General features: G+C 62.0%; 23 protein-coding genes and 2 pseudogenes. 18 read left to right on the forward strand and 7 right to left on the reverse strand.

The window, feature by feature from the left end; translation table 11 throughout:
- Positions 1–119 precede the first annotated feature (119 nt).
- Complete coding sequence (locus AWB83_RS09160; protein ID WP_279629084.1) at positions 120–779, forward strand: GntR family transcriptional regulator; 660 nt, start codon at positions 120–122, stop codon at positions 777–779.
- Here the strand turns inward: AWB83_RS09160 and argE are convergent.
- The 3 genes and pseudogenes from argE to AWB83_RS37695 form a co-directional block, all read right to left on the reverse strand.
- Complete coding sequence (gene argE, locus AWB83_RS09165) at positions 774–1964, reverse strand: acetylornithine deacetylase (RefSeq protein WP_087044482.1); 1191 nt, start codon at positions 1962–1964, stop codon at positions 774–776. The genes AWB83_RS09160 and argE overlap by 6 nt on opposite strands.
- A 180-nt stretch (positions 1965–2144) precedes the next feature.
- Positions 2145–2264, reverse strand: a pseudogene (locus AWB83_RS35745) (IS30 family transposase); the annotation flags it as partial.
- Between the two features lie 25 nt (positions 2265–2289).
- Positions 2290–2453: pseudogene (locus tag AWB83_RS37695) on the reverse strand (IS6 family transposase); the annotation flags it as partial.
- A gap of 168 nt (positions 2454–2621) precedes the next feature.
- Between AWB83_RS37695 and AWB83_RS36440 the strand changes: the two are divergent.
- From AWB83_RS36440 to AWB83_RS09180, 3 genes are all read left to right on the forward strand, one after another.
- Positions 2622–2819: a hypothetical protein gene (locus AWB83_RS36440; RefSeq protein ID WP_159463030.1), complete on the forward strand. Its 198-nt coding sequence runs from the start codon at positions 2622–2624 to the stop codon at positions 2817–2819.
- 212 nt (positions 2820–3031) lie between these two features.
- Entirely contained in the window at positions 3032–4435 is a 1404-nt protein-coding gene (locus tag AWB83_RS09175; RefSeq protein ID WP_087044484.1) for an L-lactate MFS transporter, read from the forward strand.
- Positions 4436–4463: 28 nt separating this feature from the next.
- The gene (locus AWB83_RS09180; protein WP_087044486.1) at positions 4464–4589 is read left to right on the forward strand and encodes an MFS transporter small subunit; all 126 of its coding nucleotides are present in this window, start codon (positions 4464–4466) and stop codon (positions 4587–4589) included.
- Positions 4590–4861: 272 nt separating this feature from the next.
- Here the strand turns inward: AWB83_RS09180 and AWB83_RS09185 are convergent, their stop codons facing one another.
- The gene (locus AWB83_RS09185; RefSeq protein WP_087044488.1) at positions 4862–5782 is read right to left on the reverse strand and encodes a LysR family transcriptional regulator; all 921 of its coding nucleotides are present in this window, start codon (positions 5780–5782) and stop codon (positions 4862–4864) included.
- A gap of 106 nt (positions 5783–5888) precedes the next feature.
- Between AWB83_RS09185 and AWB83_RS09190 the strand changes: the two genes are divergently transcribed.
- The 12 genes from AWB83_RS09190 to fba are packed head-to-tail and all read left to right on the forward strand — an operon-like array spanning position 5889 to position 18266.
- The gene (locus AWB83_RS09190) at positions 5889–7352 is read left to right on the forward strand and encodes a form I ribulose bisphosphate carboxylase large subunit (protein WP_087044490.1); all 1464 of its coding nucleotides are present in this window, start codon (positions 5889–5891) and stop codon (positions 7350–7352) included.
- Between the two features lie 50 nt (positions 7353–7402).
- Complete coding sequence (locus AWB83_RS09195) at positions 7403–7822, forward strand: ribulose bisphosphate carboxylase small subunit (protein ID WP_087044492.1); 420 nt, start codon at positions 7403–7405, stop codon at positions 7820–7822.
- Positions 7823–7837: 15 nt separating this feature from the next.
- Positions 7838–8746, forward strand: a complete 909-nt coding sequence (cbbX, locus tag AWB83_RS09200) for a CbbX protein (protein WP_087044494.1) — start codon at positions 7838–7840, stop codon at positions 8744–8746.
- A gap of 3 nt (positions 8747–8749) precedes the next feature.
- On the forward strand, positions 8750–9514 hold the full coding sequence (locus AWB83_RS09205) for an HAD family hydrolase (RefSeq protein WP_087044496.1): 765 nt from the start codon (positions 8750–8752) through the stop codon (positions 9512–9514).
- 1 nt (position 9515) lies between these two features.
- The gene (gene rpe / locus AWB83_RS09210) at positions 9516–10214 is read left to right on the forward strand and encodes a ribulose-phosphate 3-epimerase (protein ID WP_087044498.1); all 699 of its coding nucleotides are present in this window, start codon (positions 9516–9518) and stop codon (positions 10212–10214) included.
- A 35-nt stretch (positions 10215–10249) separates the two neighbouring features.
- Entirely contained in the window at positions 10250–11326 is a 1077-nt protein-coding gene (locus AWB83_RS09215; RefSeq protein WP_087044500.1) for a class 1 fructose-bisphosphatase, read from the forward strand.
- A 10-nt stretch (positions 11327–11336) separates the two neighbouring features.
- The gene (locus AWB83_RS09220) at positions 11337–12221 is read left to right on the forward strand and encodes a phosphoribulokinase (protein WP_087044502.1); all 885 of its coding nucleotides are present in this window, start codon (positions 11337–11339) and stop codon (positions 12219–12221) included.
- Positions 12222–12232: 11 nt separating this feature from the next.
- A complete protein-coding gene (gene tkt, locus AWB83_RS09225) occupies positions 12233–14245 on the forward strand; it encodes a transketolase (protein WP_087044503.1) in 2013 nt (670 codons plus the stop codon).
- Positions 14245–14940 carry a phosphoglycolate phosphatase gene (gene gph / locus AWB83_RS09230; RefSeq protein ID WP_087044505.1) on the forward strand — a complete coding sequence of 232 codons (696 nt, stop codon included), beginning with the start codon at positions 14245–14247 and terminating at the stop codon, positions 14938–14940. Before tkt ends, gph begins: the two co-directional genes overlap by 1 nt.
- Before the next feature lie 31 nt (positions 14941–14971).
- Positions 14972–15982, forward strand: a complete 1011-nt coding sequence (gene gap / locus AWB83_RS09235) for a type I glyceraldehyde-3-phosphate dehydrogenase (protein ID WP_087044507.1) — start codon at positions 14972–14974, stop codon at positions 15980–15982.
- Between the two features lie 9 nt (positions 15983–15991).
- Positions 15992–17209 (forward strand): phosphoglycerate kinase, encoded by a 1218-nt coding sequence (locus tag AWB83_RS09240; protein WP_087044509.1) that lies wholly within the window; start codon positions 15992–15994, stop codon positions 17207–17209.
- Positions 17210–17228: 19 nt separating this feature from the next.
- Positions 17229–18266 carry a class II fructose-bisphosphate aldolase gene (gene fba / locus AWB83_RS09245; RefSeq protein ID WP_087044511.1) on the forward strand — a complete coding sequence of 346 codons (1038 nt, stop codon included), beginning with the start codon at positions 17229–17231 and terminating at the stop codon, positions 18264–18266.
- Positions 18267–18482: 216 nt separating this feature from the next.
- On the opposite strand, the gene AWB83_RS09250 is transcribed toward fba, so the two are convergent.
- Entirely contained in the window at positions 18483–19643 is a 1161-nt protein-coding gene (locus AWB83_RS09250; protein WP_087044513.1) for an NAD-dependent formate dehydrogenase, read from the reverse strand.
- Between the two features lie 164 nt (positions 19644–19807).
- Between AWB83_RS09250 and AWB83_RS09255 the strand changes: the two genes are divergently transcribed.
- Positions 19808–21337, forward strand: coding sequence for an FAD-dependent oxidoreductase (locus AWB83_RS09255; protein WP_087044515.1), 1530 nt, complete (start codon positions 19808–19810; stop codon positions 21335–21337).
- A 132-nt stretch (positions 21338–21469) separates the two neighbouring features.
- On the opposite strand, the gene AWB83_RS09260 is transcribed toward AWB83_RS09255, so the two are convergent.
- Positions 21470–21925 carry a DUF1269 domain-containing protein gene (locus tag AWB83_RS09260; RefSeq protein WP_087044517.1) on the reverse strand — a complete coding sequence of 152 codons (456 nt, stop codon included), beginning with the start codon at positions 21923–21925 and terminating at the stop codon, positions 21470–21472.
- Between the two features lie 387 nt (positions 21926–22312).
- Here AWB83_RS09260 and AWB83_RS09265 point away from each other — a divergent pair, with 387 nt between their 5' ends.
- Positions 22313–23665 carry an MFS transporter gene (locus AWB83_RS09265; RefSeq protein ID WP_087044519.1) on the forward strand — a complete coding sequence of 451 codons (1353 nt, stop codon included), beginning with the start codon at positions 22313–22315 and terminating at the stop codon, positions 23663–23665.
- A 48-nt stretch (positions 23666–23713) separates the two neighbouring features.
- On the opposite strand, the gene AWB83_RS09270 is transcribed toward AWB83_RS09265, so the two are convergent.
- Complete coding sequence (locus AWB83_RS09270) at positions 23714–24778, reverse strand: Ldh family oxidoreductase (protein ID WP_087044750.1); 1065 nt, start codon at positions 24776–24778, stop codon at positions 23714–23716.
- Positions 24779–24785: the final 7 nt, after the last annotated feature.

The following is a 24785-nucleotide window of genomic DNA, read 5'->3' on the forward strand; positions in this document are numbered from 1 at the left end:
CAATTGGAGCAGAACGTCGTCGCACAACAAGGAAAGCCGTCATGCCAATAGCAAGGAAGCGCGGATCATCGAGCGAAGGGGAGCTGAAAGGCTCGTTCGACGGCGCACAGCGCGGCCCTATCTACGAACGTTTGATGAACGCCATCGCTGAGCACCGTCTCCACCCGGGGACCAAGCTCGCCGAGGACCGGCTCGCCGCCATTTTCGGTGTGAGCCGTACGGTTGTGCGCGCAGTTCTCCAACAGCTCTCGCATGAACTGGTGGTCACGATCGTGCCGAACCGCGGCGCATTCATCGCCAGTCCGACCGTCGAGGAAGCACGCGAGTTGTTCGAGGCAAGGCGTCAGATAGAATTGCCAATCGTGGAGAAAGTGTGCCGCTCCGCCACGAAAAAGGACATTGCCCTGCTAAGAGCCCATGTGGCGCGTGAACAGGAAGCGCGCAAGCGCGACGATCGTCGCACCGCCGTGCGCCTGTCGGGCGAATTCCATGTGCTGCTGGCGCACTTGGGCGGCAACCGCTTCATCGAGCGCACGATGCGCGGCCTGCAAATGCTGACCTGTCTGACGATACTGCTGTACGACGCGCCGACCTCCCAGGCATGTCCGCACGACGAACACGGGTGCCTCATCGACGCGATCGAGGACGGCAGCGTCAAGCTCGCGCAAAAGCTGATGGTCGAACATCTGGCGCATATCGAGGCCAGCCTGCGACTTCATGCTCCGGAAGAAGAAGAGGACGATCTCGAAGCCATTCTGCTGCGCGGCGCGTCCTCATAACGAAATCGTGTTGGCGAGGCGGACGATGAAGTCCGCGCATGCGTCGAGCTGATCGAGCGCGACGGATTCATCCGCCTTGTGGGCGTCGTCGATGGAACCCGGACCGCAGATTACCGTCGGCACGCCTGCCCGCGCGAACAGTCCGGCTTCGGTGCCATAGGCGACCTTGCGTACAGCGGTGTCGTCGCAGAGCGCGCGTACGAGTCGCGTGATGGCGGCCTCCTCGTCGACATCCAGCGCGACCGTTGTGCCGATTTTCTCGAAGTCGATACGCGCCCCGGCCGCCACCGCACGCATCTGCGGTTCCAGCCGTTCTCGCGCGAAACGGGCGACGAGCTCGTAAAGATGCTCGGGGTCGTCGCCCGGCAAATTGCGATACTCGAACTGAAATTCGCACTGCCCGGGGACCGTGTTCAGCGCATTGCCGCCCGAGATCAGTCCCGTCTGCGCGGTGGCGTACGGTACGGCAAAGGCGTCATCGAATGGGCCGTCGCGGCGCAAGGTGTCGGCGATTTCGCGGATGCGGCAGATGAGCTGCGCCGCGTATTCGATCGCGTTGACGCCGTGCGGCGCTAGCGATGAATGCGCTGCATGGCCCCGCACGCAGCATCGATAACCGTTGTTGCCCTTGTGCGCCACGACGGGGCGCATGTCCGTCGGCTCCCCGACCACACACCCGCGCGGACGAATGCCGCGTTCCGCGAGTTCGGCGAGCAGCAGCGGCAAGCCGAGACAACCCACTTCCTCATCGAACGAAAACGCCAGGTGAAGCGGCTCGCGCAGCGGTCGCCGTGAAAGCAGCGGCACAAGGCCAAGCGCGACGCCAATAAATCCCTTCATGTCGCACGCGCCTCGCCCGTACAACCTTCCTGCGCGAACCACCGGATCGAACGGATCCAAGGACCATGCCTGACCCGCGACGGGCACGACGTCGGTGTGGCCCGAAAGCAGCACGCCGTTCGCGGTATCGCCATTTGCAGCGGGTAGCGTCGCAAAGAGGTTCGCCTTCGCGCCAGCCGCATCGCCGACCACGATCACATGTTCGACGCCGTGGTCCTTCAACCACATGCGCACGAAATCGATCAGCGCGAGATTGGATCGGCTGCTGGTGGTATCACAGCGAATCAGCGCGCGGATCAGATCGATATCGGCGCGCGCATTGGGGATCAGCGGGTTGAGACGCATCGTTGATTTTCCACATGAGGGCGAACCGGGAAGCAAGCACGATCGGTGCCACAGTGCCTATCAGGAGAAGCGAAGGGCAGCCTAAGTGACTCTGTAATCGCGGTTTATCTTGCGTTTGCGTTCGTGAACGGCTTTGCTTATCGGGAGCGCCGCGCGGGAGGAGCTTTAGCAGTGCTCGTACGGGAAGTACTGCCTCAATAGCCCATTTGTATTCTCGTTCGAACCGCGCTGCCAGGGATGTTGCGGGTCGTAGAAATAGACGGCAATGTCAGTCGCAACAGTAAAAAGCTTGTGGCTGGCCGGGCACTGTCAACTTGCCAACCTAGTGCTGCCCGACCGGACCGAAGGTCGATAAGAAAGCCTGGGTGCGCTTCGGGTCGCGAAAGCCTCGCATGCGCCGCTCGCGCTCCCGCGTGGGCTGATGACTGTTCTCCGCACGGTGGTGTTGGCTTTCGATGCTGGATAGCTGCGCAATTGATCTGTGACGAGGGGATTCTCGTCGAATAGCGCCGTCCTCGTCTCCGAGCTGATCTGCGGGAGTGTCACGCCTTCCGCTAAGAGATTCTGAATTGAGAGCAAAGAAATCGTGAATGTACTTTAAGTATCGCGCTCGCATAAGCTTGGTGTCCATGAGGTCATCAGGACGGGAGGCAAACGATGACCAAGTTCGACAAAAGGCGGCGTAATCCCGGATGCAAAAAAGCGTTACGCCGCTGGCGGGCTCAGATGCATGCCATATCGCCTTCAAAGCTCATGGCCACGCGAGCGAACATGTTGGCGAAGCCAATATTAAGAATCGGAATGAACCGGGTTCTGGATCTGGCGAATGACTTGATGAATCAGAAAGCGGATTAGCAGGTTTCTAAAAAAAAATCTTTAGTGAAGCAACGCGGGGTTCGCATACCTGCAGCGAGTCGTCTTCGACTCCCTTTCGGTGAAAGGTCGCCGTTCCGTCTTCGATCGGTATTTCAGCAGCCCGCTGGTGCGTAGATATACAAACGAGATGTGCAAACGAAAGGGCGACGTACGGTATCGGATTACCGCAAGATCCCCCAACGGAGACGACTATGAGCAGTGTTATCGAGCCAGCTGGCCGCACGGGCAACGCGCCGTTCTTTTCGAAGGCGGCGACCGTCGCCCAGCCGGGCTTCTCCCGCTGGATGGTGCCGCCAGCTGCATTCGCCGTGCACCTGTGCATCGGCCAGGCCTATGCATTCTCCGTGTTCAACGGACCGCTCACGAAAGTCATCGGCATCACGAAGTCCGCACCGGACGACTGGACGCTGACCACGCTCGGCTGGATCTTCTCGCTCGCGATCGCGTTCCTCGGTCTGTCGGCGGCATTCGCGGGCAAGTGGCTCGAGAAAGTCGGCCCGCGCCGCACGATGTTTACGGCCGCGTGCTGCTTCGGAGGCGGCCTCATCGTGTCGGCGATCGGCGTGTGGACCCACCAAATCGTATTGCTGTATCTGGGCTACGGCGTAATCGGCGGGATCGGACTGGGGCTCGGCTACGTGTCGCCTGTCTCGACGCTTATCCGCTGGTTCCCGGACCGCCGTGGCATGGCAACAGGCATGGCGATCATGGGTTTCGGCGGCGGTGCGATGATCGCCGCGCCGTTGTCGGTCGCGCTGATGAACCACTTCAAGAGCGCAACGAGTGTGGGCGTGTCCGAAACTTTCGTCGTGCTCGGCGTTGCGTACTTCATTTCGATGTCGATCGGCGCGCTTGCTATTCGCGTGCCGCCGGCCGGCTGGGCGCCCGCCCGCTGGACGCCGCCTGCGACCGCGACGCAGAAGATGATCACGCGTAATCACGTGCACATTGATCAGGCGTTGAAGACGCCGCAGTTCTATCTGATCTGGCTCGTGTTGTTCCTGAACGTGACGGCCGGGATCGGGATTATCGGCCAGGCTTCGGTGATGATCCAGGAGAGCTTCAAGGACACCGTCACGGCCGCGGCAGCCGCTGGTTTCGTCGGGCTGCTTTCGCTGTTCAACATGGGCGGCCGCTTCCTATGGGCCTCGGCATCGGACTTCGTGGGCCGAAAGAACACGTACTTCATCTTCTTCGCACTGGGTGCCGTGCTGTACTACTTCGTGCCGACTTTCGCGGCGACGGGCAATATCGCGCTGTTCGTGCTGTGCTTTTGCCTGATCCTGTCGATGTACGGCGGCGGCTTCTCGACCGTGCCCGCGTACCTTGCCGACATGTTCGGCACGGCTTACGTCGGCGGCATTCACGGACGTCTGCTGACGGCGTGGGCGGCGGCGGGTGTCGCGGGTCCCGTGCTCGTCAACTACCTTCGCGCGTACCAGATCGCGCATGGCGTCGCGAAGGCGGACGCGTACACGATGACCGTACACGTCATGGTGGTGGTGCTCCTGATCGGTTTCGTCTGCAACCTGCTGGTGAAGCGCGTGCATGACAAGCATCACATGACGGAAGCGCAACTCGCGGCCGGCAACTAACTCCGTAACGACACGAAGGAGAATCGCAATGTCGACGCAAACCGCTCATCCAACCAACAAGATGTTACTGGCCGTGTTCTGGCTGTATGCACTGATTCCTCTGACATGGGGTGTCGCCAATACGCTGGTGCAGGCGTTGAAGCTCTTTCATTGAACGCGGCGTCGCTCCAGAGGCTGCGCATACGCCACTGAGACAGGACTAGATTCATCGGTGGCAAAGTCATGCGGAACATTCGTGACGGACGCAACCAGGACGCTCAGGTGAATCTCGTCTTTATCACCGCGTGACTTCGTTCGCTCGAACCGGGCGAACTCACGGTCGACGGCTCGATCAATCTCCGCGCCCCGCAGCAGTATCGTCGATCCCGCGGGACGCCGCGTCTGCAGCGCCCGATGCGGAGTCGCCGAGGCTACAGGGCGCTCGCGTCATACGTGGCCGAACTCCTGCCTCAGGAATTCCTCCGCGTGCTCGAGCATGAAGTAACGAAACGCTTCAGCGGGCGGCGACAACACCTTCGAGAGCAAATTCGCCATATGCCAGCGGCGCAACACCGGGGCGCCTTCCACGTCGATGATCGCGATGCGCTCGTTACTCAATTCGAGACCGAGCGTATGCAGGGACAAGAGGCTGATCCCCATGTTGGCCATCACGGCCTGCTTGATCGTCTCGTTGCCTGACATTTCCATCGTGATATGGGGAGTAAGGCCGTGCCGCTTCCAGTACTCCTCCAGCACCGCGCGCGTGCCGGAACCGGGTTCTCGCACGATGAAGTTATAGCCGGCCAGCGCCTCTGCGGGCACATGCCCAAGTCGCACGAGGGGATGATCCGGAGCCGCGACGAATACGTGCGGATGCACCGCGAAAGGTTCCGCCCGCGTGGCCATCTCCCTCGATGGGCGTCCCATCACGGCCAGATCCACTTCGTTGCGCTGCAATTGCTCCACCAGCGTCTGACGGTTGCCGACGGACAGGCTCACCTCCACACCGGGGTGGTCTTGGCAAAAACGCCCGAGTAGCGGAGGCACGAAATATTGCGCCGTGCTGACCATTCCGATGACGAGCCGACCCGTCTCGACTCTCTTGAAGTGAGCCACCATGTCCTCGGCATCCTTAAGCGTCGCGAGGACCTTTCGCGCGTAGACCAGGAAATATTCGCCGGTAATGGTCAACGAAACGTTCCTGCCCTCGCGGTCGAAAAGCGGCAGCCCGATCTGCGTCTCCAGCTCGCGGATCTGCATGGTTACCGCTGGGGGCGTCAGGCTCAGCATGTCGGCTGCGCGCGAAAAACTCAAATGATGCGCGACAGCGACGAAGACGCGAATTTGCCGGAGTGTCACGCCTTTCATTAAGAAATCCTTAATCGAGAGACATCAATTCTTGAATATACATTAATTATCGTGCCGCATAAGCTTGGTGTTCATGTGGTCGGTCAACCAAACAGGAGACACTACGATGACCAAGTCAGTCGAAAGCACGGTGATGCCCGATGCCAAGCGTTACGCCGCCGGCGTGCTCAAGTATCGGCAGATGGGGTACTGGAACCCGGATTACCAACCCAAGGAAACCGACATCATCGCGTTGTTCCGCATCACGCCTCAGCCTGGCGTGGACCCGGAAGAAGCGGCTGCGGCCGTGGCGGGTGAGTCTTCGACCGCGACCTGGACGGTCGTGTGGACCGATCGCCTGACCGCGTGCGACATGTATCGGGCCAAGGCCTACCGCGTCGAGCCGGTGCCCAACAATCCCGAGCAGTATTTCTGCTGGATCGCCTACGATCTGTCGCTGTTCGAGGAAGGGTCGATCGCCAACCTGACCGCCTCTATCATCGGCAATGTGTTCAGCTTCAAGCCGCTGAAGGCGGCCCGTCTCGAAGACATGCACTTTCCGGTGGCCTACGTCAAAACCTTCACGGGCCCGCCGACCGGCATCATCGTCGAGCGCGAGCGGCTCGACAAATACGGCCGCCCGCTGCTGGGCGCCACCACCAAGCCGAAGCTCGGCCTGTCGGGACGCAACTACGGCCGCGTCGTGTATGAGGGGCTCAAAGGCGGCCTGGATTTCATGAAGGATGACGAGAACATCAACTCGCAACCTTTCATGCATTGGCGCGACCGTTTCCTTTTCGTGATGGATGCCGTCAACAAGGCATCGGCTGCAACGGGCGAAGTCAAGGGCAGCTACCTCAATATCACTGCCGGCACCATGGAAGAGATATACCGGCGCGCCGAGCTTGCCAAGGAACTGGGCTCGGTGATCGTCATGATCGACCTGGTCGTCGGCTGGCCCTGCATCCAGTCGCTGAGTCAATGGTGCCGGCAGAACGACATGATTCTGCACCTGCACCGCGCAGGTCACGGCACTTATACCCGCCAGAAAAACCACGGAGTGTCGTTCCGCGTCATCGCCAAGTGGCTGCGTCTCGCCGGTGTGGACCACATGCATACCGGCACCGCAGTGGGCAAGCTGGAAGGCGATCCGCTTACCGTGCAGGGTTACTACCACGTCTGCCGCGATGCGGTGACGAAGCAAGATCTGTCGCGTGGTCTCTTCTTCGATCAGGACTGGGCGTCGCTGCGCAAGGTGATGCCGGTCGCGTCGGGCGGCATTCACGCGGGCCAGATGCACCAGTTGATCGACCTGTTTGGCGACGACGTCGTGCTGCAGTTCGGTGGCGGAACCATCGGTCACCCGCAAGGCATTCAAGCGGGGGCGACCGCCAACCGCGTGGCGCTCGAGGCGATGGTGCTGGCCCGCAACGAAGGGCGCGACATCAAGAACGAAGGACTGGAGATCCTGCGCGAAGCGGCCAAATGGTGCTCGCCGCTGCAAGCCGCGCTCGACACCTGGGGTGACATCACCTTCAATTACACGCCGACTGACACGTCGGACTTCGTACCCACCGCGTCGGTGGCGTGACACCGCGACCGAGACTTCCCCAACGCTGAATTGCCGCAAGAGAGGACACCATGCGCATTACACAAGGCACCTTTTCCTACCTGCCGGACCTCACGGACGAGCAGATCACCAGGCAGCTCGAATACTGCCTGGACAAAGGCTGGGCGGTCGGCATCGAATACACCGACGATCCTCATCCGCGCAATACGTACTGGGAGATGTTCGGCTTGCCGATGTTCGATCTCCGCGATGCGGCCGGTCTCCTGCTGGAGATCAACAACGCCCGCAAGACGTTTCCCAACCAGTACATCCGCGTCACGGCCTTCGACTCGACGCACACGATCGAATCGGTGGTGCTGTCCTTCATCGTCAACCGGCCGGCTCACGAACCGGGTTTTCGGCTGGTGCGGCAGGAAGACGAAAGCCGCCGGATCCGCTACTCGATCGAGAGCTATGCGGTTCTGTTCCACCCCGAGGGCGAGCGCTACTAAACGAAGGAGAGCCGTATGTCCGCGCCTGGAACCATGGAGACATTGCCGCCGGCCACGCTGTCCAGCTCGCTGGCGACATCCGGCATCGCCGAATTGCTGACGCAGCTCGATCGCGAGTTGATCGGGCTGGCGCCGGTCAAATCCCGCATCCGGGACATCGCCGCGCTGCTGCTGGTCGACAAGCTGCGGTCGGCGCGCGGTTTCAGCGCGTGCACGCCCAGCCTGCACATGTGTTTTAGCGGCAATCCCGGGACCGGCAAGACCACCGTTGCAATGCGCATGGCGGCGATCCTGCACCGGTTGGGTTATGTGCGCAAGGGACATCTGGTGTCCGTCACGCGCGACGATCTGGTCGGGCAGTACATCGGACATACCGCACCGAAGACCAAGGAAATCCTCAAGAAGGCGATGGGAGGGGTGCTGTTCATCGACGAGGCGTATTACCTCTATCGTCCGGAAAACGAGCGCGACTATGGCCAGGAAGCCATCGAGATACTGCTGCAGGTGATGGAGAACAACCGCGAGGACCTGGTCGTGATACTGGCCGGCTACAAGGACCGCATGGACCGGTTCTTCGAGTCCAACCCCGGCATGTCGTCCCGCATCGCGCATCACATCGATTTTCCCGACTACAACGTTCAGGAGTTGCTACAGATTGCCGACTTGATGCTCGAGTCGATGCAATACCACTTCGATGAAGAGAGCCGGGTCGTATTTGCCCAGTACCTCGAACGCCGCATGACATTGCCGCATTTCGCCAACGCCCGAAGCGTGCGCAATGCCCTCGATCGGGCCCGGCTGCGGCATGCGTCGCGGTTGCTGAACGATGCGGACACGGTGGCGGACGACGCCGCGCTGACCACCATCACGGCGGCAGATCTGCTCGCCAGTCGCGTGTTCCAAGAGGCAAAAGACAAGGAGTAAGACGTGCAAGCATTGATATTCGACGTCGACGGCACGCTGGCCGATACCGAAGCGGCGCATCGCGAAGCGTTCAACGCGGCCTTTGCCGAGGTTGGCCTGGATTGGTACTGGGACGAGGGGTTGTACGCGCGCCTGCTGAATGTAGCCGGCGGCAAGGAGCGCCTGTTGCACTACTGGCGCACCATCGACCCGGAGGAAGCCCGTGGCCGCGAAGTGAAGGAAACCATCGACGCGGTGCATGCCATCAAGACGCGTCACTATGCCGCGCGTGTCGACGGCGGTGGATTGCCGTTGCGCCCCGGTATCCACCGGTTGATCGCCGAGGCCGAGGCCGCGGGTGTGCCCATCGCCATCGCGACCACCACCACGCCGGCCAATCTCGATGCGTTGCTGTGCGCGCCATTGGGTACGGACTGGCACAAGCGCTTCGCGTCGATTGGCGATGCCGCCACGGCGCCGGTGAAGAAACCGGCGCCGGACGTCTATCACGCCGTGCTGCAGCAACTCGGTCTGCAAGGTGCCGATTGCCTGGCCGTGGAAGACTCGTGCAACGGCTTGCGTGCGGCGACGGCTGCGGGAATTCCGACCGTCGTCACGACGACGCCCTACACGGAGATGCATTGGTTCGATGAAGCGCTCGTCGTCCTGCCCCATCTCGGCGATCCGGAGCAGCCATTGCCCCGGCTTGTGCCGGGCATGGGCCGACGCTGGGTGGATCTTGCCGCACTTCATCACTGGCACGACGGCGTGCTTGCAAGGGAGAACTGAGATGAGCACCGCACAGATCCGGCTTGCCCCGTCCATCCTGTCGGCCGATTTTTCCCGGTTGGGCGATGAGGTGCGCGCCATCGAAGCGGCTGGCGCCGATCTCGTTCATTTCGACGTGATGGATAACCATTACGTACCGAACCTGACCATCGGCCCCTTGGTTTGCGAGGCGATCCGGCCGCACGTGTCCATTCCCATCGATGTGCACCTGATGGTCGAACCGGTCGACGCGCTGATTCCGATGTTCGCCAAGGCCGGCGCGAATTTCATCACCTTCCATCCCGAGGCGAGCCGCCATATCGACCGCACGCTGTCGCTGATCCGCGATCACGGTTGCAAGGCGGGACTCGTGTTCAACCCCGCGACGCCTCTGGACTATCTGAACTACACCCTCGACAAGATCGAAATGGTGCTGCTGATGAGTGTGAATCCCGGTTTCGGCGGGCAGCATTTCATCGCCGGCACGCTCGACAAGCTGCGCGAGGCCCGCGCCCGCATCGAGCGTCACCGGGAGGACGGCGGCCAGCCCGTCTCGCTGGAGGTCGACGGCGGCGTGAAGGTCGAGAACATTGCGGAGATCGCGCGCGCCGGCGCCGATACCTTCGTTGCCGGCAGCGCGGTTTTCGGGGCTGCCGACGCGGACGGCGGCTACCGGACGATCATGCAACGCCTGCGCGCACAAGCTGCAGCGGCGCGCTGACTTCCAGATGATTAAAAGACGATGGGAGACACATCATGCCTTTGACCCCGAAGTTCACCCTGACGCAGTTCCTCATTGAAGAACGCCGGCGCCATCCCGAGGCCACAGGCGATTTCAATAGCGTCATCCTCAATGTCGCGATGGCTTGCAAGCATATTGCGCGCGCCGTGGCGTTCGGCGCGCTGGGCGGCGTGTACGGCAATGCCGGTGGCGCCGTCAATGTGCAGGGCGAGCAGCAAAAGACGCTCGATGTACTGAGTAACGACGCCTTTCTGCGCATCAATGAATGGGGTGGACAGCTTGCCGGCATGGCGTCGGAGGAACTGGAGAAGCCCTATGAAATTCCAGCGCAGTTTCCACGCGGCAAATATCTGCTGGCGTTCGATCCGCTCGATGGCTCATCGAACATCGACGTGAACGTGTCGGTCGGCAGCATTTTTTCCGTGCTGCGCGCGCCGGAACGGCTCCATGAGGGCGAAGAAATGGACTTTCTCCAGCCAGGCTGCACCCAGGTCGCCGCCGGCTATGCCATCTATGGCCCGACCACCATGCTGGTGCTGACGGTTGGCAACGGCGTCAACGGTTTTACCCTGGATCCGAACCTGTATGAGTTCGTCCTCACGCATCCCGACATGCGTGTGCCCGAGGATACGCAGGAATTCGCCATCAACGCGTCCAACAGCCGTTTCTGGGAAGCGCCCATCAAGCGCTATGTGGACGAGTGCCTGGCCGGCACGGGCGGGCCGCGCGGCAAGGACTTCAATATGCGATGGATCGCGTCGATGGTTGCCGAAGCGCATCGCATCCTGATGCGCGGAGGCGTCTTCATGTACCCGCGCGACACCAAGGATCCCAGCAGGGCAGGGCGGTTGCGCCTGCTCTATGAAGCGAACCCGATCGGGTTCGTCATGGAGCAGGCCGGCGGGCGCGCCAGCACCGGGCGGCAGCCGGTCCTCTCGGTCCAGCCCAGTTCGCTGCACCAGCGCGTCGGCCTGGTGTTCGGCTCGAAAAACGAAGTCGAGCGCATCGAGCGCTATCACCTCGAACCGCGCCGGGACGATTTTTCGTATCCGCTGTTTAACGAGCGCGGCTTGTTCCGCGCACCTCTCTGAGTTCACGGTCATGTCAGAGCGCCATCCCATTATCGCCATTACCGGTTCTTCGGGCGCCGGTACCACGTCCGTCACGCGGACCTTCGAAAACATCTTCCGCCGCGAAGGCGTGAAGTCGGTGGTGATCGAAGGCGACAGCTTCCATCGCTACGACCGCCAGCAAATGAAGACCATGCTTGCCGAGGCGGAAAAGACCGGCAATATGAACTTCAGTCATTTCGGCCCGGAGACCAATCTGTTCGACGAGCTCGAAAATCTGTTCCGCAGTTACGGCGAGTCCGGTACCGGCACGCATCGTCGCTATCTGCACAGCACCGAGGAGGCTGAACCGTACAAGCAAGAGCCCGGCACGTTCACCGAGTGGCAAGCGTTGCCGGAAGGGACCGATCTGCTGTTCTACGAAGGATTGCACGGCGGCGTGGTGACCGACAAGGTCAATGTGGCTCGGCATCCCGATCTGCTGATCGGGGTCGTGCCCGTGATCAACCTGGAGTGGATCCAGAAACTGTGGCGCGACAAGAAGCAGCGCGGTTACTCGACCGAAGCGGTAACCGACATCATCCTGCGCCGCATGCCGGACTATGTGAATTACATTTGCCCGCAGTTCTCCCGCACGCACGTCAACTTCCAGCGCGTGCCGTGCGTCGATACCTCGAACCCGTTCATCGCGCGGGAAATCCCGTCGCCGGACGAAAGCATGGTGGTGATCCGTTTCGCCAATCCGAAGGGCATCGACTGCCAGTATCTGCTGAGCATGGTGCACGGCTCCTTCATGTCGCGGGCCAACACCATCGTGGTACCCGGCGGGAAGATGGAACTGGCCATGCAACTGATTTTCACCCCCTTCGTGCTGCGCATGATGGAGCGCCGCAAGCTCGCGCTGGGCGCCATTTAAGGAGAGCCGCGATGAATGCTCCAGAACATCAACGGATGAAATCGCAATGCGCCAATGCCTTGCGTTTTCTGGCGGCCGACGCCGTCGAGAAGGCCAGGTCGGGACACCCGGGCGCGCCGATGGGCATGGCGGAAATCGCCGAGGTGGTGTGGCGGCGGCACTTGCGCCACAACCCGGCCAATCCGAAGTGGATCGACCGTGACCGCTTCGTGCTGTCCAACGGTCATGCATCGATGCTGCTGTACGCGTTGCTGCATTTGAGTGGTTACGATCTTCCGATCGCCGAGCTGCAGCGGTTTCGCCAGCTCCATGCCCGCACGCCGGGCCATCCGGAGGTGGGCGTCACGCCCGGCGTGGAGACGACCACCGGCCCTCTCGGACAAGGTCTTGGCAATGCGGTGGGGATGGCGCTCGCCGAAAGGCTGCTGGCCGCCACCTTCAACCGCGATGGTCACACGATCATCGACCACGCGACCTATGTGTTTCTCGGCGATGGCTGCCTGATGGAAGGCATCAGCCACGAAGCAGCATCGCTGGCCGGCAAGCTCGCGCTCGGCAAACTGATTTGCCTCTATGACGACAACGGCATTTCCATCGATGGCGACACGTCCGGCTGGTTTGCCGACGATACGGTCCAGCGCTTTCTCGCGTACGGCTGGCACGTAGCGACCGTGGATGGCCACGACGCCGTGGCCATCGACCGGGCCGTGACTGAAGCCAAGTCAAGTGAAAAGCCGTCGCTGATCTGTTGCCGCACCGTGATCGGAAAGGGCGCGCCGAACAAGGCGGGAGGACACGACGTGCACGGCGCGCCGCTGGGGGCGCAGGAGGTCGCCGGCATGCGCGACGCGCTGGGCTGGGTGGCTGCGCCGTTCGACGTGCCGGCCGATATTGCCGACGCGTGGAATGCGCGCGAGCGCGGCGCGCTGGCAGAGGACGACTGGACTCGACGCTTTGCCCGCTATAGCGCCGCGTACCCCGAGCTGGCCGCCGAACTGCTGCGCCGCTGCGAAGGGACGCTGCCGCCCGACTACGACGACGGCTTGATGTCCGCCGTGAATGACCGGTCGTCGGCGCTGCATCAGAAGATGGCGACCCGCAAGGCATCGCAACTGGCGCTCGAGCAGCTCGTCGGCGTGTTACCGGAATTATTCGGCGGCTCGGCTGACCTGAGCGGTTCGAACCTGACCAACGTCAAGGCATCGACCTGGGTCAATCACCACGGCACGGGCAACTATCTGAGCTACGGCGTGCGCGAGTTCGGCATGGCTGCGGTGATGAACGGGATCGCACTGCATGGCGGGTTCATCCCTTATGGAGGCACCTTCCTGACGTTCTCCGACTATTCGCGCAATGCGATTCGCATGGGCGCACTGATGAAGCTGCGCGTCATTCATGTGCTGACGCACGATTCCATCGGGCTGGGCGAAGATGGCCCGACGCACCAGCCGGTCGAGCACGCGTCGAGCCTGCGGCTGATTCCCGGCAATCGGGTCTGGCGTCCCTGCGATGGCGTGGAAACCGCGATCGCATGGCTGGCGGCCGTGCAGCGAACGGACGGGCCGAGCTGCCTCGTGCTGTCCCGACAGGCGCTGACGCCGATGGAACGCAGTGCCGAACAGATCGAGGACATCAAGCGCGGCGGTTACGTGCTGGGCGACGCGGCCGCGGTCGATGTCGTGCTGATTGCGACCGGTTCCGAAGTGGAGATCGCCGGGCGGGCGGCACAGACGCTCGCCGAACGAGGCATTGGCGCGCGCGTGGTGTCGATGCCCTGTGTCGAGCTGTTTTTCGCGCAGGACGCTGGCTATCGTGACGCCGTCCTGCCGCCCGGCGTGCCGCGCGTCAGCGTGGAAGCCGGCGTGACGTGGTACTGGCGTGGTGTGGTCGGGGAGCGTGGGGCGTCCGTCGGCATCGACAGCTTCGGCGAATCCGCGCCGGCAGAAGCGCTTTACGAACACTTCGGGCTGACCTCGACTCGCGTTGCGGAAGCGGCCCTGTCGCTGATCGGGAAGCAACAGTGATGGAAAGCAGCCAGGCAACTTGCCGGACCGTGCTCATCGATCTGGACGGCACGTTGGTGGATAGCGCACCGGACATCGTCGCCGCGGCTAACCAGATGCTGGCCGATCTGCACACTGTGCCGCTGCCGTTCGACACCGTCGCCGGTTTCATCGGCAAGGGCGTGCCGAATCTGGTGCGGCGCTCGCTCGAAGCCGGCGGTCTCCACGCGACAGCCGATGCGGCGCAGGCCGAAGCGCTGTTCCACCGGCATTACGCGCGGATCAACGGGAGTCTGAGCCGTGTATTTCCCGGCGTGATCGCCGGTCTGGACGCATTGCGCGCGCAAGGGTACCGGTTGGGCTGCGTGACCAACAAGCCGGAATCGCTTGCCGCGCCGCTGCTTGCGATGACAGGACTCGCGGCCTACCTCGAAGTAGTGATAGGCGGCGACACCATTGCGCAGATGAAACCCGATCCCGAGCCGGTGCGGCATGCCTGCCGCCTGCTCGGTGCCGACGTGGCCGGCAGTGTCCTGGTCGGCGATTCGCCGGTCGATGTTGCGACGGCGCGTGGGGCCGGCATACCGATCTATATCGTGCGTTATGGCTACGCGGGACCGGCTGGGGCAGAAGCGCTGGACTGCGACCATCTGCTGGATTCACTGGAAGATCTGCCGGATATTTTGGCACCGGGCAGGCGAGTATCGGCCGCCTGAGGCCGACAACAATCGAACGGAGACAAGACCCGTGAGTATCAAGGTAGCAATCAATGGTTATGGCCGTATCGGCCGCAATGTCCTGCGTGCCCATTACGAAGACGGCAAACGGCATGACATCGAGATCGTGGCGATAAACGATCTCGGCAACGCCGGCACGAATGCCCATCTGACGCAGTACGACACCGCCCACGGAAAATTTCCGGGCACGGTCAGCGTCGATGGAGACTGTCTCGTGGTCAACGGCGACAGGATCCGGGTGCTGGCGGTGCGCAATCCCGCCGAGTTGCCTTGGGGCGAACTCGGTGTCGATGTGGTGATGGAGTGCACCGGACTGTTCACGACCAAGGAAAAGGCGTCGGCTCATCTGATGGCGGGCGCCAAACGGGTGATGATCTCGGCGCCCGGCGGCAAGGATGTCGACGCCACCGTCGTTTACGGTGTCAATCAGCAGGTACTCCGCGCCGACGACAAGGTCATTTCCAACGCGTCGTGCACCACGAACTGCCTGGCGCCGCTGGTCAAGCCGTTACACGAAAAGCTGGGTGTCGTGACCGGTCTGATGACGACCATCCATTCGTACACCAACGATCAGGTCTTGACCGACGTCTATCACGAGGATTTGCGACGCGCCCGCTCGGCCACCATGAGCATGATTCCGACCAAGACCGGTGCGGCCGCGGCTGTCGGCCTGGTACTGCCGGAACTGAGCGGCAAACTGGACGGTTTCGCGATTCGCGTGCCGACGCTCAATGTATCGCTGGTGGATCTGTCGTTTATTGCTCAACGGGACACCACGGTGGACGAAGTCAATGCGATCCTGAAGGACGCGTCCGATGGTTCGATGAAAGGCATCCTCGAATACAACACGGCGCCGCTGGTCTCCGCCGACTTCAACCACAACCCGGCGTCGTCGATCTTCGATGCGACGCTGACCAAGGTGTCGGGCCGGCTGGTGAAGGTATCGAGCTGGTACGACAACGAATGGGGCTTCTCCAACCGCATGCTGGATACGGCCGTCGCGTTTGCGAACGCGAGCTAGGAGACCGTCATGTCATCTGTCGTTACGCTTGCCGATCTTGCCGCCGAGGATAAGCTGGCGGGGAAGCGCGTCTTTATCCGCGCCGATCTGAACGTGCCGCAGGACGAGGCGGGCAACATCACGGAAGATACGCGCATTCGCGCGTCGGTGCCTGCCATCGAGCTCTGCCTGAACGCCGGCGCGGCGGTGATGGTGACCTCCCATCTGGGGCGGCCGGTGGAAGGTGAACTCAAGTCACGCGATTCCCTGACGCCGGTCGCGCAGCGCCTCTCGGAGCTGCTTGGCCGCGAAGTGGTGCTGGTGCAAGACTGGGTGGACGGCGTGACGGTGGAGCCGGGCCAGGTGGTGCTGCTGGAAAACTGTCGCGTCAATCCTGGTGAGAAAAAGAACAGCGACGCGCTGGCCCGGAAAATGGCCGGTTTGTGCGATATCTACGTGAACGATGCCTTCGGTACCGCGCACCGCGCTGAAGCCACCACTCACGGCATCGCCGGCTATGCGCCGGTTGCGTGCGCCGGCCCGCTCCTGGCTGCCGAGATCGCCGCGTTGAGCAAGGCGCTGAGCCAGCCGGCGCGCCCGCTGGTCGCCATCGTGGCGGGCTCGAAGGTCTCGACCAAGCTGACCATCCTGGAATCACTCGCGAATAAGGTCGACTATCTGATCGTCGGCGGCGGCATTGCCAATACCTTCATGTTGGCGGCCGGCCTCAAGATCGGCAAATCGTTGGTGGAGAAGGATCTGGTCGCCGATGCAAGGCGCGTCTGCGACGCGATGGCTCGGCGTGGCGCGTCCGTGCCGATTCCGGTGGACGTCGTATGCGCGAAAGCGTTCTCGGCCATCGCCGCAGCGGTCGTGAAAGACGTTGCCCACATCGAAGACGACGACATGATCCTCGATATTGGCCCGAAGACCGCCGCCATGCTGGTCGATCGCCTGAAAGGCGCCGGGACCATCGTGTGGAACGGCCCGGTCGGCGTGTTCGAGTTCGACCAGTTCGGCAACGGTACCCGAATGCTGGCCCACGCCATCGCCGAATCCCCGGCGTTCTCCATTGCCGGCGGCGGCGATACGCTGACTGCCATCGCCAAGTATGACGTTGCCGATCGCGTGAGCTACATCTCCACTGGCGGCGGCGCTTTCCTCGAATTCCTCGAGGGCAAGACGCTGCCCGCAGTCGACATACTCGAACAGCGTGCTGCCGCGGCACACGACCCGCTCCATCACTAATCTTGCTAGGAGTACCATCATGGCCATCATTTCATTGCGTCAGCTTCTGGATCATGCGGCGGAGTTCGGCTACGGCGTACCGGCGTTCAACGTCAACAATCTGGAACAGATCCAGGCCATCATGGAAGCCGCGCAGGAGACCGATAGTCCGGTCATCCTGCAGGCTTCCGCGGGTGCGCGCAAATATGCGGGCGAGGCCTATCTGCGCCACATGGTGCTGGCTGCCGTCGAAACGCACCCCGACATTCCGATCGTGATGCATCAGGATCATGGCGGCAGCCCGGCCGTATGTCAGGCGTCGATTCGCTCGGGCTTTACCAGCGTGATGATGGACGGCTCGCTGCGCGAGGACATGAAGACGCCGTCCGACTATGAGTACAACGTCGCCACGACGCGCCGCGTGTGCGAATTCGCACATGCGGTGGGTGTGTCGGTGGAGGGCGAACTGGGCTGTCTCGGTTCCCTGGAGACCGGCGCCGCCGGCGAGGAAGATGGCTCCGGTGCGGAAGGCACGCTGTCGCACGACATGCTGCTGACCGATCCGGCGCAGGCCAAGGACTTCGTCGAACAAACCGGCGTCGATGCACTCGCGATCGCGATCGGCACGAGCCACGGGGCATACAAATTCTCGCGCAAGCCAACCGGCGATATCCTGGCCATCGACCGCATCCGGGATATCCATCACGCAATTCCGAAGGTCCATCTCGTGATGCACGGCTCGAGTTCCGTACCTCAGGAATGGCTCGAGATCATTCGCCAGTACGGCGGCGACATCAAGGAAACCTACGGCGTACCGGTCGAGGAAATCCAGCGCGGCATTCAGAACGGCGTGCGCAAAGTGAATATCGATACCGATATCCGGCTGGCGATGATGGGTGCGACTCGCAAGTTGCTGGCCGAAGATCGCAGCGAATTCGACCCACGCAAGGCGTTGGCTGCGGCAAAGAAGGCGGCGAAAGGCATTGTCCGCCTGCGTAATGAGGCGTTCGGTTGTGCCGGACAGGCGTCGAAAATCAAGCCCATTCCGCTCGAGCGCATGGCGGGGACCTATCAGTAGCGCGCTTGCGGATACCGCGAGAAGGGGCACGCAGCAGGACCAGTCATTGGCGACCTGTACATGAAACGATGGAAATTTCGCGGCTCAAAGATTGCGGGGCACAGGTTAAAGGTCTTGGGTAAAGACCTTATGCCGAAGTAAAACGGCCGATCGCAGGATTGGCCGTTTTTGCTTGTCCGCCGCGCACCCGTAGCAACGAGATACCAACGTCCGCATTCAGGTCAGCCCGTAGGATTTCGCGCCTGTGCCGGCAAGTGCACCCCCGTGAACGATAAGATATTCCTCGCGAATAGGGGTTCGCTCGAAGTAACTCTGCAGAATTTCCAGCGTGCCAGCCGCATAGCGGGCCTGCGCGGAGAGCGATGTGCCGGAGATGTGTGGCGTCATCCCGTTGAACGGCATGGTTCGCCACGGATGCTCCGGTGGCGCCGGCTGGGGAAACCAGACATCGCCCGCATAACCCGCAATGTGGCCGGACTCGACCGCGCGCACAACGGCGTCACGGTCCACCAGTTTTGCGCGCGCCGTATTGATGAGGTACGCGCCGCGTTTCATTTTCGCAAACATCCTGTCGTTGAACATGCCTTCAGTCGACGGATAAAGCGGTATCTGAAGATTGACGAAATCCACTGCGCTCACGAGCGATTCGGCATCAGGGTGAAACGTCAGGCTTAGCTCCTGCTCGATTTCCGGACTCAGCCGGTGCCGTTGGGTGTAGTGCAGATGCAGCCCGAATGGCTTGAGTCTGCGCAGCACCGCGAGACCGATCCGGCCCGCGCCGATCGTGCCGAAATGCATGCCTTCAATGTCGTAGCTGCGCGACACACAGTCGGCGATCAACCAGCCCCCGGCGACGGAGACGTCGTGCGATGGCAGGTAATTGCGGACGAGCGACAACGCGACCATCACGACGTGTTCCGCCACGCTGACGCTGTTGGAGCCGGTCACCTCGGCGACGGTGATGTCGGCACGCGCGGCCGCTTCGAGATCGACATGATCGGAACCGATGCCGGCTGTCAACGCAAGCTTCAGCTTCTTCGCCCTGGCAATCCGCTCCTGGGTCAGATAGGCCGGCCAGAACGGTTGGGAGATGATGATCTCCGCATCGGAAAGATGCTTCTCGAATGTCGAATCCGGCCCGTCCTTGTCGCTCGTCACGATGAATTCGTGGCCGAGCCCTTCCAGATAGCTGCGCAGACCCAATTCGCCGGACACGCACCCGATGAGTTCACCCGGCCTGAAGCCAAGCGGACCCTTCGGAGTCGGGGTGCTCTGGCCATTGGCGTAGACGGTGATCGTCGGGATGCTGTCGCGCACGTAGTGCGGCGGATATCCGGTTACGGGATCGGGATAGAGGACACATAAAACTTTCGACATGATGGTTCTGCTCCTTTCTTGCCGTATGTCTGTTTCGTTTCGTCAGCGTCGTGTTGTCGGCATAACCAACAATATTCGCGAGTGCGGGCAACCTCGTCCTAGTATCTGTCTTCTTGCGGGAATGGGACGATAATATTGCTGGGCGGTCAGCCGGGAGTGGTGCAATGTCCGAAAGCTCGTCATCAATTGCGGGAACCGATTTCACTCAAGGCATTCCGGCAACGGATATCGCCGATGGCGGCATGGTGACAGGCCATGTCGGCGAAGAACCCGTGTTGCTCGTGCGTCGGGCCGGTGAGTTGTTCGCTATCGGCGCGACCTGTCCTCACTACGGCGCGCCACTGGCCGACGGCCTGCTGGTCGCAGATACGGTTCGATGTCCGTGGCATCATGCGTCGTTCAGTCTTCGTACAGGCCAGCTTCTGCGGCCCCCCGCTCAGGACGATCTGAAATGCTGGCGCGTGGAGCAGCGCGACGGCCGGGCTTTTGTATGCGAAGCGCTGCCTGCGGTACGGCCACCTGAATTGACGGCTGCACAGCTTCCCGGATCGGTGGTGATCATCGGCGGCGGTGCAGCCGGAAACGCGGCGGCCGAAACCTTGCGACGAGAAGGCTATCAGGGCCCCGTTACGTTGTTGAGCGCCGATAGCGCGCTGCCTTACGACCGGCCGAATCTGTCGAAGGACTATCTTGCCGGAACCGCGCAAGCCGCGTGGCTCCCTTTGCGGTCTCCCACGTTCTACACAGATCATCACATCGATGCGCGATGCAACATTCGCGCCGTCAAGCTCGACCCGGCGCAAAAGACCGTCATGCTTTCGGACGGCAGTCAGGTGACGTACGATGCATTGCTGCTTGCCACTGGCGCCGAACCGGTGCGCCTCACGGTGCCCGGTGCAAACCTGTCGCACGTGCGCGTGCTTCGCACGCTTGCCGACTGCGATGCCCTGATCGCGCGTCTCGGTACGGCACGCCAATGCGTCGTGGTCGGCGCGGGCTTCATCGGGCTCGAAGTCGCGGCTTCGTTGCGCACGCGCGGATTGCAGGTGCACGTCGTGACACCCGGCGCCCATCCCATGGAGCGCGTCCTTGGGGAAGCACTGGGCAAGATGATCAGAACGCTTCATGAGTCGAAGGGAGTCATTTTTCATCTCGGGGCCACGGTTACTGAAATCGAATCGGATCGCGTGAAACTGTCTACCGGCGAGGTGCTGGGCGCCGATCTGGTCGTGACCGGGATCGGCGTTCGCCCCGAAGTGAGTGTGGCGCAGGAGGCCGGCCTGATAGTCGACCACGGGGTGAGCGTCGATGAATTTCTGCAGACGAGTGCCCGAGGCGTCTATGCCGCGGGCGATATCGCACGCTGGCCGGACCCGAGAACGGGAGATCGCATCCGTGTCGAACACTGGGTCGTGGCAGAGCGGCAGGGTGTGGTTGCCGCGCGAAATATGCTCGGAGCAACGCAGCGCTTCACAGCTATCCCTTTCTTCTGGACCCAGCACTACGATACGGCGATCAACTACGTGGGTCACGCGGAGCATTGGGATCGCGTCGACATAGAAGGCGACCCAGGCGCACATGACTGTACGGTAACCTACTGGTACAAGAATAGGCGGCTCGCGGTAGCCACTGTCGGGCGGGACCTGGATAGTCTGCGAGCAGAGGTTGCGTTCGAGCAGGCCACTCCAGCGTGACCATGTCCGGCGACAGCGACCGGTGGGCAGTCGCACCTCGAACGAGCGCATCGTGAATCTTCCCGACCTTTTCGACGGCGTCGTTGATTCCGGCGCGGCATCTGCCGTTCACTCGCTGACGAGCCGGGCGCGTTACCACGCAAGCGGCTGGCGAAACACCTTGCCGCCATAGCCGAGCACCACGTTCTCTACCTCGAACGGCGCTGGCTCCTTGACTTCGAGGATCAGCGCGACGTTGCCGGGCAGGAGTTCGCTGGAGATGGATTTTGTCAGCCTGCGGTCGAGAACGTCTTCGACCGCACGCCCGGCGAGCCCCGCGCCCGCGCCGATGGTGAGGCCCGCGAGCACGCCGGCCGGACCGCCAAGCAGGCCGATCAGGCCACCCGTTACCGCGCCGATCACCGTGCCCCAGAACGACTGCGTGTATTTATGGAGTACGGTCAGCTGGCCCGCGGCGTCGTTCTGCACCATGACGCCGCTCTCGATCTTGAAGCCGACATTGTCCGTCTCGAAGTTCCTGAAGTCCCGCGCGGCTCTTTCCGCCACGTCCAGGTTCTTGAAGGTCGCGACGACCAGTTCTTGCGCCATTTGCCTGCTCCCGTTGCGAATGTCGGCATCCCCAAAAAATAGTGCGTTGGCGCAATCAACGCCAGATTTGAATCTCCGATTCCAGCTATCGGCCTGGCATCCGAGGATCAGCCAAGCTCCGTCGAATGCTTTCTGATTGTGTAGCGGCCTTTGTGGCGCTCATGGACAACCCGGATCTTTGCTTTGATCTCTTCACGGTGGCCGTCAGCGGTGCCGCGCGGGTTTGCCCCTAGATCGCGATAAACAAATGGAATTGCATTACGAGAAAATTTGATTGGATTTCCAACGGATGCGGCCCTATCGTGCGTCAGTCCGATGCGGCAATCCGCGCGCTCGCATCGAGAAAACGGCCTCGCCGATAAAACAAAATATCCAGGAGACTTACCCATGGAGCAATCCTCCGCGGTGCCGCGTGTGCCGGAGTCGGACGCCAGCGGCGCTCAGAACATCGCTTCAAACGACCGGGCTTCGCCAAGAGTGCGGCGAATCCAGCGTACCGCGCTGGCTCTCCTCCTCCTGAGCGGAGTCATCAATTACATCGATCGCGCAACCCTGTCCATCGCGAATCCGCTGATCCGGCAGGATCTTGGACTTTCGGTCGGGGAAATGGGCCTGCTGCTTTCCGCATTCCTATGGGCTTATGCGTTTGCGCAACTGCCAGCGGGCGCGTTGGTCGATCGCTTCGGCGCACGCGTCATGCTAACCGTCAGCCTCGCGACATGGTCGGTGGCGCAAGCGTTCGGCGGCGTCGTGAGCGGCTTCGGCCAGTTCTTCGCCGCTCGCATGGTGCTGGGAATCGGGGAGGCGCCGCAGTTTCCCACGAGCGCCAAAGTCGTTCGCGACTGGTTCGGCAAGAAGGAGCGTGGCGCTGCAACCGGCATCTGGAACAGTTCGTCGACGCTCGGCACCGCAATCTCGGCGCCTTTGCTGACGGTCGTAATGTTGACCGTGGGATGGCGATGGATGTTCGGCATCATGGGAATCGCCGGCCTCGTCGTGGCACTGTGTTTCTTTCTCGTGCATCGCGACCCGCGTCAGGTCGACTTGACGCAGCGGGAGCGCGCGTATCTGTCTGACGTCGATGGGGAAATCCAGAGTCGTCCGACATGGCGCGAGTGGCGCCGTCTGTTCGAGTTCGGCACCACGTGGGGCATGCTGCTGGGATTCTTCGGCACGATCTACGTCTTGTGGCTCTACAACGCGTGGTTACCGACGTATTTGCAAATGGAATTTCACCTGACCATCGCGAAGTCGGGGTGGGTGGCGGCGGTCCCCTATCTCTTCGGCGTGGTGGGGAGTCTTTCTGGCGGAAAGATTTGCGACGTTCTCGCTCGGCGAGGGGTCTCGGCGATCAACAGCCGGAAGTACCCGATGGCGGCCTCGCTTTTCGGTGTCGCCGTGTTCACGGTACTGACTGGCCTCACGCACAGCGCGACACTGGCAGTCGTATTCATCTCGATCTCGATGTTGCTCCTGTATGTGTCGAGCAGTGCGGCCTGGGCGATGGCATCCGTTGCTGCGCCTTCCAACTGCACCGCGTCGATCGGCGCCATGCAGAATTTCGGAGGCTACTTCGGCGGCGCGCTGGCACCGGTGATCACGGGCTTCATCGTGCAGCAGACACGCTCGTTCCAGCCCGCGCTCTTCGTCGGCGCGGGCGTTGCCGCCGTCGCGGTGATCGGCTATTGGTTGCTCGTGCGCGGCCCGATTCCGCCGGCCGCGCTTACCCACGACGTGTAACGGCAACACGGCGCCGCCGTGAGCGAGAGTCTGAGGCTCTCGCTCGGATCAGCCAGGTAGTGCACCAGGAAACCCAAGTTCATAGCGCTGCGCGCAGGCTTCAAGTGCCGGGGCGATCGTCGGGTGCAGAGCGACTCCGTCGCGAAGTTGCTCGTGCTTGAGGCTCAGTCCGCGATCGCCCGGCATCCGCACACCCGACGTTCCGGGGCGCGGCGGATTCTCTCGGCATGCATCGCCGAGCCAGTCCATCTGCCGCACAAACGCGGCGGGACCGCCAAAGGCCGCCGGATCGTATAACGACAGAAACACGGTGGCGCCCCATCCATCGGCGGGATCGGCCCGGCCGTGACCTGCGAGACCTCCCGTCAGCGCCTCGATCATCAACGCTAGCCCGAAGCCCTTATGTCCCCACGTCATGCCGCCGACCGGGAGGATCGATCCCGGAGGCTCAGCGGACAGCACGGCTGGATCGCGGCTGGGCTGTCCATCCGCATCGAGAAAACATGCCTCCTCGAAGAGTTCTCCCGCTTTATGCCGGCGCGCGGTCATGCCGTTCGTTACGGTCGATGAGGAGATATCGATCAGAAACGGCGTGCCCGAGGTCGGAATGCCCGCCGCGATCGGATTCGGCGTAAATACGGAGCGCGTGCCGCCATGAGGGGCCACGCTTTGCACCGCCGGGTCGGAACTGCTGAGCACGATCATGAACCCGTCGGCAGTGGCCTTCTCCAGATAACTGGCAAGACAGGCGATGTGATGACTGCGCCGAATCACCAACGTCGCGCTCCCATATTCCTTTGCCCTCGGCGCGAGTGTTTCGATGCCACTGAGAACCAGCCACGGGCCAGGAAGACGCCGGCCATCCCACAGAAGGCTGGCGCCCCGGTCTGAAACGACCTCAGGCTCGCCGGAGCACGTCATCGCGGCGTTTTCAATCTCACGGATATAAGCGGGCAGCAGCGCGAGCCCGTGCGTGTCGTGTCCCATCAAGTCGCCATCCACAAGCGTTCGGGCGACTGCCAGCGCTTTGACGCCCTCCATTCCGGCCCTGACCAGCAGACGCTGTGCGAAGCCTTGCAGTTCATCGGCGGAGTATCGGACTTGTGTATTCATCGTGATC

Origin of the sequence: Caballeronia ptereochthonis (assembly GCF_001545075.1) — a bacterium.
GTDB classification, from domain to species: domain Bacteria; phylum Pseudomonadota; class Gammaproteobacteria; order Burkholderiales; family Burkholderiaceae; genus Caballeronia; species Caballeronia ptereochthonis.